The following is a 14,310-nucleotide window of genomic DNA, read 5'->3' on the forward strand; positions in this document are numbered from 1 at the left end:
GTTCAATTTGACGTTTGAAAAAATATAATAATTCTGTATATAACACTTATTCAATTTGAATATATGGGGGCCCTTAGCTCAGTTGGTAGAGCAATTCCCTTTTAAGGAATGGGTCGATGGTTCGAGTCCATCAGGGCTCACCAATATTTAAATTATGTGAATTTAATTGGAGGATAATCCAATATTACTTCATTCATTTTTTCATTTAAATCTCTAATTCTATTATTAGAAGATGGATGCGTGCTCATAAATTCTGGAGGTTCTTTTCCTTTATTAAGTTCTTTCATTCTCTCCCAGATCTTGACTGTTTCTCTGATATCATAACCTGATAAAGACGAAAATATCATTCCAAGATAATCAGCTTCACTCTCTTGTTTTCTATTAAAAGGATTCATAATTCCAAGTTGTGCTAATAAACCTACGGTATTTTGTCCTGTCGTTCTGTTAATATCAGATAATACTCCTCCGCTTGCTATATCAATTATTCTAGTTCCAACATTTAATAAAGTTCCTCTACTAGCTCTTTCTACAGAGTGTTTAGCAACAGCATGAGCAATTTCATGTCCCATTACAGCTGCAAGACCATTAGTATTTTTTGTTGCATCTAAAATACCTGTATAAACAGCTATCTTACCTCCAGGCATACACCAAGCATTTCGTACTTTTTTTTTATCTATTAAAATATACTCCCAATTGAAATTTTTCGTTGGATCATCTAAATTTTCTCTATCAAAATATTCAGAAATTGAGTCTTCCATTTTTTTTCCAATTTCTTTAATTTCATTGAGTGTTTTTGTGTCATCACTCATTTTTTCTTTTTCTTTAATTTTTTCATAAAGCTTAGCTGCTCGTGCATTAAGACTTGCTTCAGAAACAATTTTTAACTGTTTTCTTTCAGTTATTGGAGTAGTTGTACAAGATGGTAGTAAAAAACTACCACAACCACAACCAACATAAGACAAAAATTTTCTTCTATTCATTTTCATTTATAATTGATATTATCATTATATTATGAATCTTAATAATAAAATTTTATTGGTATTGTTTATTATAGCAATAACTTTTGTGGTTTATTCTAGTTTTAATTAATAATATGGAAAAAAAATCAAAAAGAAAATCTTTATCTTTAACTTTAAGAAATTATTTTATTGCTGGAGTAGTTGTTTTAATTCCAATTGGATTCACCTTATATCTTAGCAAAATATTAATTGGAATATCTTCAAATTTAATTCCAAAAAATCTTAATCCAAATCACTATTTACCATTTGATATTCCAGGAATAGAAATTTTAATTTCAATACTTTTAATAACTTTGGTAGGGGGGCTTTCTTTATCTTTCTTTGGAAGAAGAATTCTTAAATTAATTGATGATTTGTTTAAAAGAATCCCTTTTTTAAGAACTGTTTACTCAGCAATTGTTCAAATGACTGAAACATTTTCTAAAAAAAATAACAATCAAAAAAGTGTTGTTTTAGTTGAATATCCAAGAAAAGATGTTTGGGCTGTTGGCTTTGCTACTAAAGAAAATAAAGGTGAAATGTCTGAGAAAACTAATAAAAAACTAATCAATGTTTTTGTTCCAACAACACCAAATCCTACAAGCGGATTTTTATTAATGTTTCCTATTGAAGATGTTATTTATTTAAATATGACTTTTGAAGAAGCTTCTAAATTTATTGTTTCTGCTGGAACCTCTAACAAACAGTCCTAAGCGATATCGTTTATAATATCAGCTCTATCGTATAATTTTATAAGTGGCTTATATTTACTAATATCCTCATTATTCATTTCAATTCTTCTAATTTCCTTTTCAGCTAAAAGGAAAAGATCACTATTTTGAACCGGGTCAGCTAGTCTAAAATTTTTAATCCCACTTTGCTTAAATCCTAATATGTCTCCAAATCCTCTAATTTTCATATCCTCTTCAGAGATGTAAAAGCCATCATTAGACTCTTTTAGTATATTTATTCTTTTTTTTGCGTTTTCACTTAAGTTTGATTTAAACATAAGTATACAAGTTGAGTCTTTATCACCTCTTCCTACGCGACCTCTAAGTTGATGTAACTGTGATAATCCAAATTTATTTGCATTTTCGATAATTATTACGTTTGCATTAGGAAAATCAATACCTACCTCAATAATCGTTGTAGATACTAAAATTTGAAATTCTTTCTTTAAAAATTTATCTAAAATAATCTCTTTATCTTCTAAATCAGTTTTACCATGTAATAGAGATACTTGATTGGGAAATAATTTATCCAAATAGTCAAACTTATTAACAGCAGAGGAGTGATCTAATTTTTTACTTTCCTCAATTAATGGACAAACCCAAAAAATTTGATTTCCTAATTTTATTTCTTTTTTTATAAATTTTATAACTTCATCAATTTTACTTTCCAATTTACTATAAGTCTTAATAGGTTTTCTAGATTTAGGTTTTTCCTTTATAATTGAAAGATCCATATCTCCATATAAGGTCATTGTTAAGGTTCTTGGTATAGGTGTTGCAGTCATTAACAATACATCACAATTATTTCCACCTTTATCAGATAAACGTTTTCTCTGATTAACACCAAACTTATGCTGCTCATCTATAACGATTAATCCTAAATTTTTAAAATATACTTTTTTTTGAAAAATAGCATGGGTGCCAAAAATTATATCTATTTCATTATTTTTGATTTTATCTAGAATTTCTTTTTTTTTATGTTCAGACTTACCAGAAATTAATTCTATATTAATTTTTTTTGAAAAAAGATTATTAGCTAGATTAAAATGTTGTCTCGCTAAAATTTCTGTTGGTGCCATTACAGCTACTTGAAATCCTGAATTTACAGTATTGTAAGCAGCTAACAAAGAAACTATTGTTTTACCACTGCCAACATCACCTTGTAGCAATCTAAACATTTTATTTGTTGAAGAAAGATCATTGTTAATTTCTTCTAGTGTTTTTTTTTGATCATTGGTTAATGAAAATTCTAATTCTTTTATAATCTTATTTTGTTTTGTCTTATCGAAAGATTTTCTTTTTTTTTTAATTTTCTTAATTTTTTTTCTAATTTCAGAGTTGACAAGAAAGGTCGAAAAAATTTCATCAAATGCCAATCTTTGATAAAAATTATTTCTATGGTTTTCAATATTCTCAGGTTTATGCAGTTCAACAATAGCATCATTCCATTTTATATTTTCAAATTTATTTAAAATATTTTTTGAATGCCATTCGTTAAGAATGGGTAGATTTGTTATTATTTGGTTGATAATTTTATTATAAATTTTTTCAGATATGCCTTCAGTTAATGAATACGTATTATGTTTTTGTTTTATAAGAGATGAATCTTCAGAAATATATTTAGGATTGGTAAGTTGGTATTTATTTTTAAAAAATCCAATTTTTCCACTAACGGTAATTTCCTTTCCTAGTGGTAGAATTTTCCTTACATACCCTTCATGGCTATTAAAAAAAATACAGTCAATTTCACCTGTATCATCCATGCAAAAAACTTTATTTGGTAGATTTCTTATTCTTGGAAAAGAATATTTATTTGGAATAATAGTAATTGTTTGATTTTCACCTATTTTCAAATCTTTAATTTTAGTTGATCGGCTTCTGTCTATATATGATTTGGGTAATTTCCATAGTAAATCAAAAATATTATTAATTTTCTTTTTTTTTAATAAGCTGGTTGTTTTATCACCAACACCTTTAAGTTTAGTCAAATCTGACAATAGAAATTCATAATTACTTTTATTAGTCATAAAATGATAATATATTATATTTATGACACTCAATATAGATCTATTAAAAAAAAAATTATCTACCGATCAAATTATCGTGGAACAAAAGAAATGGATAAACTTTTGGGGTCATTTGCAAAAAAATATATTGAACTATTAAGTCATAAAGATCTGGCTGATTTAGAAAAATTGCTAGATATAGATGATACCAATTTATATAATTACTATAATGGATTAAATTGTGATTTCAAATTTAACGATAACTATATTAATCTTCTTTTTAAAAATTTTGATTATAATAATGAATAAATTTGTGGCGGAAGGACTGAGATTCGAACTCAGGAAAGAGTTGCCCCTTTGCCGGTTTTCAAGACCGGTGCATTCAACCACTCTGCCATCCTTCCGTGTAGAGTGTTTTATTATTATAAATATTTAATTCAACCTTAAAATAGTCTAATAAAACGTATAACTAATTAATCAGTTTAATTCCTATGAATAAAGAGTTTAACAAAGGACTATTCTTAGCAGGATTTGGTTCTTTTTGGTGGGGTTTTTTTGGAGTTCTTTATTTCAAATATATTACATTTATAGGTCATGTAGAATTAGTTGTTCATAGATGTTTGTGGACAACATTTACATTGGTTATAACAACTTTCTTTTTTTCTAAATGGAGTATTTTTTTTAAAATTATCAAAAGTAAAAGAAACTTATTCTATTTATTCTTATCAGGTTTTCTTATTTTTATTAATTGGGGTGTTTGGATCTACGCTATTGCAACAAATAGAATAATAGATGCAAGCTTTGGATACTTTATGATGCCAATCTTAAGCGTAATGCTTGGCTATATTTTTTTTAAAGAACAGCTTAACAAAAAAAGAATATTATCAATTATATTGGTGATTATATCTATTTTATACCTAGTTTTGATTAGCATAAAATCATTACCATGGGTTGGTATTATAGTTGCCTTAAGTTGGGGATTTTACAATTTAATTCGAAAAAAAATAAATATTGATACAGATATAGGTCTTTTAATAGAAAGTTTATATATTTTGCCATTTGCAGTAATTGCTTTTTATTTAATAACTATAAATGGAAATAATGATTTTAAGCTATCTGATCCACCAATGATGTTGTTTATTTTTTTAGCTGGCCCAATGACAGTTATTCCATTATTTTTGTATGTTAGGGGCGTTGAATTGTGTGGTTTAGGACCAACAGGCATGATATTTTATATAACTCCAACATTACAATTTTTATTGGGTTACTTTTATTATGATGAGCCATTTTCATTAGCAAAATTAGTTAGTTTTATTTTTATTTGGATTGCTGTTATTATATATTTAAAGGATTTGTATGAAACTAGCTAACTATTTACTTATATTTATTTTTTTAATTTCCACTTCTTCTTTATCTGAAAATCCAACAGGTTTTCTTGCATGGAAAAACGATTTTAGAAAAATTGCTTTAGAAAACAATATTTCTGAAAATACTTTTGATAAAGTTATGGCTAATATAAAATTTCTTCCTAATGTCATTAAGTATGACAGATATCAGCCTGAATTTTATGAAGATACCAAAACATATATCTCAAAAAGAACATCATCTAAAAAGGTTTCCAAAGGAGTTGATTTTTATAAAAAAAACACAAATTTAATAAATACAGTGGAAAATCTTTACAATATTGAAAAAGAACTTCTCTTAGCATTAATGGGTATAGAAACAAATTTTGGAACTTATGTTGGTAAAATGGATATATTGTCATCTTTAGCTACATTAAGTTTTGATAAGAGAAGATCAGAATTTTTTTCAAGTGAACTGATTATATTATTAAGATTAATAGAAAATAAGCAAATTGATTACAAAACCTTATATGGTTCTTGGGCAGGAGCATTTGGTTTTTTTCAATTTATGCCATCTACAATGAAAAACTATGCAATAGATTACGATAAAAATAGTTATATTGATTTAAAAAATAATAATGATGCTTATGCGTCTGCGGCAAATTATTTAAATAAAATAGGGTGGAAAGAAAGTGAGCCATGCTTCTATAAGATAGAATTATCAAATGAAATACCAAAAAAGTATTTAAATGTTTCAGCAAAAAAATTACATAATAAAAAAAATTTAGAATATTTTAGAAAATATATATTAAATGATGATGTGTTAGATAAACAATTTGATAGTCTAACTAGTTCTATAATAACACCTGATAAAGACATTATACCAGATGCAGAAAATTTAAGTCCAGCATATATTGTTTTTGATAATTATGAAATTATTTTACAATGGAACAGATCCTTAAGATTTTCATTGGCAGTATGCACACTTAAAGAGAAATTTGAAAATGCATTGTAGGCTTTTAATTATACTATTCTTTATATTTTTAACAGGATGTGAGCAAAATAATCTTAATAGAAATATTTCTAATCAAGAAATATTAACTAAATATAAAAACTCAGGTTTTACTTTAGTCTATAACTCTACTCTAAAAAAAGAAAAAAAAATTAATAAGACAATAGATAATAGATCTCTTTTAATTTTTCACAAAAAATTAAAAAAGAATTCTTTTGTCAAAATAACTAATCCTATAAATCAAAAAACAGTAATTGCTGAAGTTATTTCAAATAATGCAAAATTTTCTGATTTCTATAATAGTGTAATAACATTAAGAATAGCAGAGGAGTTATCATTAGATTTAAAAGAACCTTACATTGATCTGGTTCTTATTTCACAAAACTCTACATTTATTGCAAAAAAAGGTAAAACTTTTAATGAAGAGAAAAAAGTTGCAGAAAAAGCACCTGTAGACGGCATTAAGATTGATAACCTGGGTAATACTAATCTTCAAAATAAAGAAATTGTAAAAGAAAAAATTTTTAAATACACAATAAAGATTGCTGATTTTTATTATAAGGACTCTGCCAATAATATGTTGGATAGAATTATTAATGAAACAGGCATTAAGAGTCCTTTTGTTAAAACAATATCCAAAACAAAATATAGGGTATTATTAGGACCGTTTAATGATATAACAAAACTTGAAGACTCATTTAACAAAATTAAATCATTAGATTTTGAGAATATAGAGATTTTAAAAAATGTTTAAAAAATTTATTACAATATTGCTTGTTATTTTTTTTCATGCTGAATTAGCTAACGCCAATCTTAGTGTAAAAGCCAGAACTGCAATTTTACAAGATTATTATTCAGGTGAAATTTTATTTGAAAAAGAACCTGACCTATCAATCTATCCAGCTTCAATGACTAAAATTATGACATCAATTATTGCTTTTGATTTAATTAAATCAGGTGATTTAAATTTAAATGAAAAATTTATCATTTCAGAAAAAGCATGGCGTTTATCTACCGCTGGATATTCATCTATGTTTATTATGGTTGGAGACGAAGTATCTGTAGAGAATTTACTAAAAGGTATAATAATTGCTTCTGGCAATGATGCTTGTGTGGCATTAGCAGAAGGTATTGCTGGAACAGAAGAGGAGTTTGCAATTTTAATGACTGCAAAAGCTAAAGAATTAGGGATGGAAAATACTAATTTTGCAAATTCATCAGGTATAAATAACCCAGATAATTACTCGACAGTTAGAGATATTCTCAAAATGTCTAAGTATTTAATTGATAAACATCCGAAATTTTATGAGATGTTTTCTGAAAAAAAATTTACTTGGAATAGAACAGGGGGCGATCCAATAACGCAAGGTAATAGAAATCCACTTTTATATAAAAACTTAGGAGCTGATGGAATTAAAACTGGATATTTAGTTGTTGAAAAATACTCTTTAGCTTCATCAATTATTAGAAATGGTAGAAGATTAATTGCTGTTGGTAGTGGATTTAATTCTAAAAATGCTCGATCAAGAGAAAGTTCTAAATTACATACTTACGGCCTTACTAATTTTGATCTAGTCAGTATATCTAAGGCTAATGAACCATTTGATAAAGTGGATGTATGGCTTGGAAAAGTTGATAAGGTTGATGTCTATACTAATCAAGACATCTACAAAACTATTAAAAAAGCTAAAAAAAAACTTTTAAAAGTTTTTATTAAATATGAGGGTCCTGTTGAAGCTCCAATTAAAAAAGATGAAAAAGTTGCTATATTAAGAGTTGTCTATGATAATGAGTTAGTTGGTGAATACGATTTACTAGCTTCAAATGAAGTTAATAAAGTAAATTTTGTGTCTAGATTATTAAAATCACTTAATTATCTCATTTGGGGCGATGTCTAAAAAACCAATCATAGTTTTTGAAGGTATAGAGGGAAGTGGAAAAAGTCACCATATATCTACTGTTTCCAAGTATCTTAATAATAAAAAAATTAGTCATATTAAAATAAGAGAGCCTGGGGGCAATCCAAATTCAGAAAAAATTAGAAAATTAATTTTAAATAATAAATCTAATTTTAATAGAAATACTGACTTGTTGCTGTATATGGCTGCTAGAAGTGAAAATGTAGAAATTATTAAGAAATTTTACAATAAAAAAATAATACTTATTGATAGATTTACTGACTCTACAATAGCATATCAACATTATGGTATGGGTGTTAATCTAAATTTAATTGAAACCTTAAATAAATATTTACTTAAAAATATAAAAGTTGGTTTTACATTTTTAAATATTGTTAACCAAAAAAATCTTCAAAAAAGATTAAAACAAAGAAGATCATTAAATAGATATGATAAATTCAAAATGTCCTTTTACAACAATGTTCAAAAAGGATTTATTCATTTGTCAAAACAACAAAAAAATAAATATCAGTTAATAAATTCAAATTTAGAAATAGATAAAAATGAAAAATTAATTATTAGTAAAATTGACAGATTAATAAAATGAATTTAAGCCCAATAAATCAATTATTTCTATATGGACACCATTCTGAATTTACTAACTTTATAAATCTTTATAAAAAAAAAAACCTACCAAATAAGATATTGTTATCTGGGGAAAAAGGAATTGGCAAATCTACCTTGGCATATCATATTATAAATCATGTTTTGTCGCTAGATGAAGATTATTCATATGATCTTAAAAACTTTAAGATAAATCCTGATAATAAATCATTTAAATTAATTCTAAATAAATCTAATCCCAATTTTATTTCAATTGATATAAGCGATGATAAAAAAAGTATTGATGTAAATCAAATTAGAAATTTGATTATAACTCTCAATAAATCATCCTTTAATACAAAGCCGAGATTAGTACTTATTGATAATATTGAACTTTTAAATATTAATTCAGTTAACGCTCTATTAAAAATTTTAGAAGAACCAAACGATAATATATATTTTATATTAATTAATAATAACAAAAAAATATTACCAACACTTAAATCTAGATGCCTCAACTTCAATATTCATCTTACTTTTAAACAATCCATTGATGTGACAAACAAAATTTTAGGTGAAAATTTTATGGATTTAATTCATGAACATATGATTAATTATTATAGTACACCAGGGTCAATATTGAATTTATTGGATTTTGCAAACAAAAATGATTTTGATTTGAGAGAAATTAATTTAAAAGATTTGATAAAAAAAATTATAATGGATAAAAAGTATAAAAAAGATCAATTGATTAAAAATCTATTATATTCACTAATAGAATTCTATTTTAGGAAAAATGTGTCGGTTAAAAATATTAGACTTTTGAAAATTCAAAATTATTTTTTAAAAAAAATTTCCAATTCAAAAATTTTTAATTTAGATGACGAAACTTTTTTAATGGAATTTGAGGATAGGGTTTTAAATGGATAAAAAGTATTATATTACAACACCTATATATTATCCATCAGCTAAACCACATATGGGTCATGCATACTCAAGTATTATAGCTGATTTTTTTGCAAGGTTTAAAAGAATGGATGGGTTTGATGTTCAATTTTTAACTGGTACGGACGAGCACGGATTAAAGATACAACGTTCAGCAGAAAAACAAAACATTGATCCTTTAGATTTTTGTAATCAAATTAGTCAAACATTTAGAGATTTATCAAAAACACTTAATTTAACTAATACAGATTTTATTAGAACTACTGAAGAAAGACATAAAAAAACTGTTCAACACTTATGGAAAGAGCTTAAAAAAAATGATGACATTTATTTGTCAAAATATTCTGGCTGGTATTCAGTATCTGATGAAGCTTTTTATAATGAAGATGAAATAGAGGATGTAGAAGGTCTAAAAAGATCCATTTCTTCAAAATCACCTGTTGAATGGATAGAAGAAGAATCTTATTTTTTTCGATTATCTAAATGGGAAAAGCCTTTACTTGATTATTATGAAGCACATCCAAATTTTATTTCACCAGAGACAAGAAAAAATGAAGTTATTAGTTTTGTTAAAAGTGGATTAAAAGATTTATCTGTAAGTAGGAAAAGTTTTTCATGGGGAATAAAAGTACCCGAAAATAATGATCATGTTATATACGTATGGCTTGACGCGTTAACAAATTACATTAGTGCATTAAATTATCCTGACACAAATGATAATTTATTCAAAAATTTCTGGCCAGCATCTGTACATTTAATTGGAAAAGATATCTTGAGGTTTCATGCTGTATATTGGCCCGCTTTTCTATTAGCTGCTAAAATAGAGTTACCTTTAAGAGTTTATGGTCATGGGTGGATTCTTTCAGGAGATGAAAAAATGTCTAAATCAAAAGGAAATATTTTAGACCCTATAGAAATTATTAATAAATATGGTTTAGACCCATTAAGATATTATTTAATCAAGGAAGTATCTTTTGGGAATGATGGAAATATATCACAAGAGAGACTTGAAGATTGCATAAATAGCGATCTTGCAAATAATTTTGGTAATTTGTGTCAACGTGTTACTGCATTTGCAATAAAAAATTGTAATAGTGAAGTACCAAAAAATATTAGATTTGAAAAAGAAGATCTAATAATTTTAGATAGATTTAAAAATAATTTGTCAGATATAAGAGATAGGGTTGATAACCAAGATATTAATTTTTATATTGATTTTATCATAAATTCTTTATTTGAAGCTAATAAATACTTCAATGATCAAGAGCCATGGAAAAAAAAGGAAGATCTTATTAGATTAAATACAATAGTTTACACAACGTTAGAAATTGTTAGAAAAATTAGTTTTTTACTTTATCCAATAATTCCCCAATCATCCTTAAAAGCCTTGAAAATATTTGACCTTAAAGAAGATAATATCAATTTGTCTTCTGTTGAAAATAATGAATATTTATTAAAAGGAAGTAAAATTAATAAAATTGATATCCTTTTTAAAAAGATAGAAAAAAATAATGATTGACTCTCACTGTCATTTAGATCACGAACCTTTATTAAGTGATTTAACCAATGTAATTAAACGTTCAAAAGAAGTTGGAATAAAAAAACTGCTAACTATATCAACCTCATTTGCTAGTTTTGATCGAATTAAGAATATCATAGAAAAAGATGAAATCATTTTTGGCACTATTGGAATACATCCACATGAAACAACTGATAATAAAATCACCACCGATGTTATTGTAAAAAGCATTACTGATAATAAAAAAATAATTGGAGTAGGGGAAACTGGTTTAGATTTTTTCTATAACAATAGCGATAAAAATGATCAGATAATTAGTTTTAATGAACATATTGAAGCTTCTATTATAACTAATTCTCCATTAATTATTCATTCTAGAGACGCAGAAGAGGAAACTTTTAATATATTAAACAATTATAAAGATCAAAACCTTAAAATTTTAATGCATTGTTTTACTGGAAGTAAAGATTTTGCAAATAAACTATTAACGCTAAACGCTTTTTTTTCTGCAAGTGGAATTATAACCTTTAAAAATTCCATAGAGCTACAAGATACATTTAAATCTTTACCATTAGATAAAATTTTAATAGAAACGGATAGCCCTTTTTTAGCACCTGTACCTAACAGAGGTAAAAAAAATGAACCATCCTTCATAGATTTTACGGCTCAAAAACTAGCTGATATTAAAAGTATCTCCAAATCAGAGTTAATTAATTTTACTACAAATAATTTTAATAAACTTTTTTTTAATTAAAGATTATGAAGTTTGTAATTCTAGGATGTGGTAGTTCAATGGGTGTGCCTCGACCTGATGGCTATTTTGGTAATTGTGACCATAAAAATATAAAAAATTATAGAACAAGATGTTCAGCTTTAATCAAAACCAATCTTGAAAACATATTAATTGATACCTCGCCTGATTTACGTTCACAGATGCTGAAGCAGAAAATTAAAAAAATTGATAAAGTTTTTTATTCTCACATGCATGCAGACCAGACACATGGGATAAATGATTTAAGGTCTTTTTTTATATCTAATAAAAAACCAATTAATGTTTTTGCTGATCTAGTAACGTCAAAATATTTAAGAAAAACTTTTTCATATTGTTTTGATACGTATAATAAAGAATATCCGGCTACACTTAAGATTAATAATATTAATAAAAAATTATCTATTAAAGATAAAAAGAAGAATATTTTAATTAAACCTATCAAAGTACAACATGGCAATGTTCATTCGATATGCTATATAATAGATAAAAAATTAGCTTATATAAGTGATGTAAGTAAAATTTACAAAAAAGATTACAAACACTTTAAAAATCTTATGTATCTTGTTATTGATTGCTTGTGGTATAAAAATCATCCTTCACATTTTAATTTAAAAAAATCATTAGAAATGATAAAAATGTTTTCTCCAAAAAAAGGTATATTAACCAATCTTCACACAGATATAGATTATAAAGAAATTAAGAAATTATTACCTAAAAATGTTATCCCTGCCTATGATGGGTTAACAGTAAATTTATAAAATTTGATTTAATTTATTAATTATTTTATTAGACAAAGGGCCAGTAAATGAAGCAAAAGTATCTTCAATTTTACCATTTTTATTAATCAAAATTTTATGAAAATTCCATTTAGGAATTGTGGATTTACCAAATGTATCTTTTGCCCATATATAAATTGGATGAGCATTATCACCTTTAACATCATATTTACTAGTCATTGGAAAGGTAATATTAAAATTGGTTTCACAAAAATTTTTAATTTCAGTCTCTGTTCCTGGCTCTTGTCCTCCAAATTGATTAGTTGGTACACCTATAACGACTAATCCTTTATCTTTAAAATCATCATATAGTTTTTGAAGACCATCATATTGTTTTGTAAAACCACAGTTACTTGCAACATTAACCAATAATATAGTTTTACCAGTATATTTAGAAATATCTAAACTATCACCATTAATTGAGTTTATTTTGAAATCAAAAAAAGTTTTTGAAGTATCAGACATAGTTTTGTTAAAGAAAGAAAACATAAGTATTATTAAATAAGTTACAAATTTTTTGTTAAACATTTATTTTTTTGAGGACATTAACAAGATTATATATCCAAAAACTGTAGATAGTAGGGATCCAACTAAAACACCTATTTTTACACCGTCTATGTATTGAGTATTTTCAACAAAAGCTAAATTTCCAACAAATAAGCTCATTGTAAATCCAATTCCTGTTAAAATAGAAACACCATATAAACTTAACCAATTTGAATTATTTGGCGCTTCTGCAAACTTTAGTTTAATTGAAATATAAGAAAAGAATAGAACTCCAATTTGTTTTCCAAAAAATAATCCGCATAAAATGCCGAGAGGAACAGGTGCCAACAGACTTGATAAAGATAAACCTTCCAAGTTGACACCAGCATTGGCAAAAGCAAAAAGTGGCATTATCATAAAAGCCACATATGGTGAAATTGCATGTTCTATTTTAACAAGAAGTGAAAAATCCTTATCTTTAATTCTGTGGGGTATAGTTGAAGCTAATAAAACTCCTGCAATAGTTGCGTGAATGCCTGATTTGTAAGTAAAAAACCACATAAATAATCCAATAATTAAATAAGGAATAAATATTTTAACTGAAAACTTATTTAATATTAGAAGCAATATATAACTTAATAGAATAAGACTTAAATAAGGAATGCTTAAGTCTCCAGAATAAAAGAAAGCAATTATTAATATAGCACCCAAATCATCAATAATAGCTAAAGCTGTTAAAAAAACTTTAAGTGATATTGGAACTCTTGAACCTAATAAAGATAATATCCCTAAAGAAAAAGCTATATCTGTAGCAGAAGGAATTGCCCAACCATTCATAGTTTCTGAATTTCCCCAGTTAATAAAAACATAAAAAAGAGCAGGAACCAGCATACCACCCACAGCTGCTATAATCGGAAGCATTGCTTGTTTAATATTTGACAATTCTCCCTGTATAAATTCTCTTTTGATCTCTAAAGTAACAAAGAAAAAAAAAATCGCCATTAAAGCATCATTTATCCAATGATGAACTGAAAGTTTTAATCCAAATTCATTTACACCAATAAACAAGTATTTTTCTAAACTAATAAAATATAAATCACTTAGATTACTGTTACTTATTACTAGAGCAAGAACTGCAGCTATTAACAATACCAAGCCACTTGCTGCTTCAAGTTTAAAAAACCATTTAAAAGGTTTGGATAAATTGTTAATCATAAAAAA

At 26.1% G+C, this 14,310-nt stretch carries 15 protein-coding genes and 2 tRNA genes; 12 read left to right on the forward strand and 5 right to left on the reverse strand.

What is annotated here, in order from left to right:
- Positions 1-67 precede the first annotated feature (67 nt).
- Positions 68-143: transfer RNA gene (locus tag AC5SLZ_RS02890), tRNA-Lys, on the forward strand.
- A gap of 9 nt (positions 144-152) precedes the next feature.
- Here AC5SLZ_RS02890 and AC5SLZ_RS02895 read toward each other — a convergent pair.
- On the reverse strand, positions 153-980 hold the full coding sequence (locus tag AC5SLZ_RS02895; protein ID WP_028036999.1) for a M48 family metallopeptidase: 828 nt from the start codon (positions 978-980) through the stop codon (positions 153-155).
- A 113-nt stretch (positions 981-1,093) separates the two neighbouring features.
- Between AC5SLZ_RS02895 and AC5SLZ_RS02900 the strand changes: the two genes are divergently transcribed.
- Positions 1,094-1,711 (forward strand): DUF502 domain-containing protein, encoded by a 618-nt coding sequence (locus tag AC5SLZ_RS02900; protein ID WP_494616109.1) that lies wholly within the window; start codon positions 1,094-1,096, stop codon positions 1,709-1,711.
- Here AC5SLZ_RS02900 and recG read toward each other — a convergent pair.
- Positions 1,708-3,756, reverse strand: a complete 2,049-nt coding sequence (gene recG / locus AC5SLZ_RS02905; RefSeq protein ID WP_494616111.1) for an ATP-dependent DNA helicase RecG — start codon at positions 3,754-3,756, stop codon at positions 1,708-1,710. The two genes, AC5SLZ_RS02900 and recG, sit on opposite strands and share 4 nt — an antisense overlap.
- A 3-nt stretch (positions 3,757-3,759) precedes the next feature.
- On the opposite strand from recG, the gene AC5SLZ_RS02910 reads away from it, so the two are divergent.
- Complete coding sequence (locus AC5SLZ_RS02910; protein WP_494616112.1) at positions 3,760-4,044, forward strand: succinate dehydrogenase assembly factor 2; 285 nt, start codon at positions 3,760-3,762, stop codon at positions 4,042-4,044.
- Between the two features lie 5 nt (positions 4,045-4,049).
- Here AC5SLZ_RS02910 and AC5SLZ_RS02915 read toward each other — a convergent pair.
- Positions 4,050-4,139, reverse strand: a tRNA-Ser gene (locus tag AC5SLZ_RS02915).
- 87 nt (positions 4,140-4,226) lie between these two features.
- Here AC5SLZ_RS02915 and rarD point away from each other — a divergent pair.
- Genes rarD through AC5SLZ_RS02960 form a run of 9 tightly spaced genes read left to right on the forward strand, consistent with a single transcriptional unit; the run spans position 4,227 to position 12,585 of the window.
- Positions 4,227-5,105 carry an EamA family transporter RarD gene (gene rarD / locus AC5SLZ_RS02920; RefSeq protein WP_494616114.1) on the forward strand — a complete coding sequence of 293 codons (879 nt, stop codon included), beginning with the start codon at positions 4,227-4,229 and terminating at the stop codon, positions 5,103-5,105.
- Positions 5,092-6,093: a lytic murein transglycosylase gene (locus AC5SLZ_RS02925; protein ID WP_494616115.1), complete on the forward strand. Its 1,002-nt coding sequence runs from the start codon at positions 5,092-5,094 to the stop codon at positions 6,091-6,093. The genes rarD and AC5SLZ_RS02925 overlap by 14 nt, the downstream gene beginning before the upstream one ends.
- Positions 6,083-6,844 carry an SPOR domain-containing protein gene (locus AC5SLZ_RS02930; RefSeq protein ID WP_494616116.1) on the forward strand — a complete coding sequence of 254 codons (762 nt, stop codon included), beginning with the start codon at positions 6,083-6,085 and terminating at the stop codon, positions 6,842-6,844. Before AC5SLZ_RS02925 ends, AC5SLZ_RS02930 begins: the two co-directional genes overlap by 11 nt.
- Positions 6,837-7,988, forward strand: coding sequence for a D-alanyl-D-alanine carboxypeptidase family protein (locus AC5SLZ_RS02935; RefSeq protein WP_494616118.1), 1,152 nt, complete (start codon positions 6,837-6,839; stop codon positions 7,986-7,988). The genes AC5SLZ_RS02930 and AC5SLZ_RS02935 overlap by 8 nt, the downstream gene beginning before the upstream one ends.
- Positions 7,981-8,595 carry a dTMP kinase gene (gene tmk / locus AC5SLZ_RS02940; protein ID WP_494616120.1) on the forward strand — a complete coding sequence of 205 codons (615 nt, stop codon included), beginning with the start codon at positions 7,981-7,983 and terminating at the stop codon, positions 8,593-8,595. The genes AC5SLZ_RS02935 and tmk overlap by 8 nt, the downstream gene beginning before the upstream one ends.
- Positions 8,592-9,521, forward strand: a complete 930-nt coding sequence (locus tag AC5SLZ_RS02945) for a DNA polymerase III delta subunit-related protein (protein WP_494616121.1) — start codon at positions 8,592-8,594, stop codon at positions 9,519-9,521. Before tmk ends, AC5SLZ_RS02945 begins: the two co-directional genes overlap by 4 nt.
- A complete protein-coding gene (gene metG / locus AC5SLZ_RS02950) occupies positions 9,514-11,055 on the forward strand; it encodes a methionine--tRNA ligase (RefSeq protein ID WP_494616122.1) in 1,542 nt (513 codons plus the stop codon). Before AC5SLZ_RS02945 ends, metG begins: the two co-directional genes overlap by 8 nt.
- Complete coding sequence (locus AC5SLZ_RS02955; RefSeq protein WP_494616124.1) at positions 11,048-11,809, forward strand: TatD family hydrolase; 762 nt, start codon at positions 11,048-11,050, stop codon at positions 11,807-11,809. The genes metG and AC5SLZ_RS02955 overlap by 8 nt, the downstream gene beginning before the upstream one ends.
- Positions 11,810-11,814: 5 nt before the next feature.
- Positions 11,815-12,585: an MBL fold metallo-hydrolase gene (locus AC5SLZ_RS02960; protein ID WP_494616125.1), complete on the forward strand. Its 771-nt coding sequence runs from the start codon at positions 11,815-11,817 to the stop codon at positions 12,583-12,585.
- On the opposite strand, the gene AC5SLZ_RS02965 is transcribed toward AC5SLZ_RS02960, so the two are convergent.
- Complete coding sequence (locus AC5SLZ_RS02965) at positions 12,580-13,131, reverse strand: glutathione peroxidase (protein WP_494616126.1); 552 nt, start codon at positions 13,129-13,131, stop codon at positions 12,580-12,582. The two genes, AC5SLZ_RS02960 and AC5SLZ_RS02965, sit on opposite strands and share 6 nt — an antisense overlap.
- Entirely contained in the window at positions 13,132-14,304 is a 1,173-nt protein-coding gene (gene nhaA / locus AC5SLZ_RS02970) for a Na+/H+ antiporter NhaA (protein ID WP_494616127.1), read from the reverse strand.
- Positions 14,305-14,310 lie beyond the last annotated feature (6 nt).

This window comes from Candidatus Pelagibacter sp. PS_06 (assembly GCF_059418045.1).